At 60.0% G+C, this 1368-nt stretch carries 1 protein-coding gene; it reads right to left on the bottom strand.

Features of this window, described 5'->3' with window-relative positions:
- On the bottom strand, positions 1–1352 hold a 1352-nt coding region (locus tag FCH38_RS23375), incomplete at its 3' end, for a mannose-1-phosphate guanylyltransferase/mannose-6-phosphate isomerase (RefSeq protein ID WP_174375331.1).
- Positions 1353–1368: the final 16 nt, after the last annotated feature.

The following is a 1368-nucleotide window of genomic DNA, read 5'->3' as shown; positions in this document are numbered from 1 at the left end:
TCGAGCGGGATCTGCCCCTCATTGGCCAGCCGGTGCGGCTGGCCGATCGGGATATAAACCGACTGGTTTTCCGTCAGCAACTTCGTCTCTTCGCCAATCGTCACCGTCGCCGTTCCCTTGACGACGATCCAGTGTTCCGAGCGATGATAATGTTTCTGGAACGAGATGCGGTGGCCGGGATCAACCGTGATGTGGCCGACGCGGTAGCGCTCATCCACATACATGTGTTCGATGTATCCCCAGGGGCGATAAACACGTTTGTGCGCCTGCGTTCGCGGCGCGTAGTCGCTGTCCTTCAGCGTCTCCACCAGCCCCTTGACATCCTGCACCCGGTTTTTCGGCACCACCAGAACCGCATCCTTGGTGGCCACCACCACCAGATCCTTGGCGCCCACCACCGTCGTCAGCAATTGCGTGGAGTGAATGAGGCAGCCCTCGGAATCGATGAACACGCCATCGCCTTCGAGCGCATTGTCGTTGCCGCGCTTCTCAGCGATCTCCCAGATCGCATCCCAGCTGCCGATATCCGACCAGCGGAAATGGCCATGCACCACCGCCATGCGTTTGGTTTTTTCGATCACCGCATAGTCGATGGAGTTTTTCGGCGAGGCCTCAAAGCTTGCCTGATGCAGGCGCACAAAGCCAAGGTCGCTTTCATATTGCTCGACCGCCTGTGTCACCGCCGCCAGAATCTCCGGCGCGAAGGCCTTGAGTTCGGCGATCATCACGTCGGAGCGGAACAGAAAGTTACCGGAGTTCCACAGATAACCTTTTTCAAGATAGGAAATCGCCGTCTTTACATCCGGCTTTTCCACGAAGGCATCGACGGTGCTGAGATCGGCCTCACCGTCGATCGCCTCGCCCGGCTTGATATAACCGTAGGAGGTGCGCGGCTCGGTCGGGACCAGACCGAAGACGACAATATTACCCTGATCGGCGGCCTTGGCCCCGAGTTTCACGGAATCGGAAAACTTGTCGGCATCGAGCACCACATGGTCGGCGGCGAGCGCCAGAACCAGACAACCGGGCTCGCGGCGTTCGGCCAGCACGGCGGCGGCGGCCATGGCGGCGGCGCTGTCGCGGCGGGCAGGTTCCAGCACCACCGTTGCCGGCAGATCGATCTCTTCCGCCTGACGGCGGGCGAAGAAGCGGAAATCCTCGTTGGTGATGACAAGCGGTTCGGCATACAGCCCCTTGTCACCCACCCGCATCAGCGTCTGCTGATAGGTCGAAAGATTGCCGACCAGCGGCTGGAACTGCTTGGGCAACTGGTCACGCGAAACAGGCCAGAGCCGCGAGCCCGCGCCGCCTGCAAGAAGAACCGGCGTGATCTTTCGAGAGTGTTCCTTCACAATAAAACCTTTCCAA

Source organism: Agrobacterium tumefaciens (assembly GCF_013337285.1).
Taxonomy (GTDB): domain Bacteria; phylum Pseudomonadota; class Alphaproteobacteria; order Rhizobiales; family Rhizobiaceae; genus Agrobacterium; species Agrobacterium burrii.
This window is presented reverse-complemented; position numbering and strand designations above follow the sequence as displayed.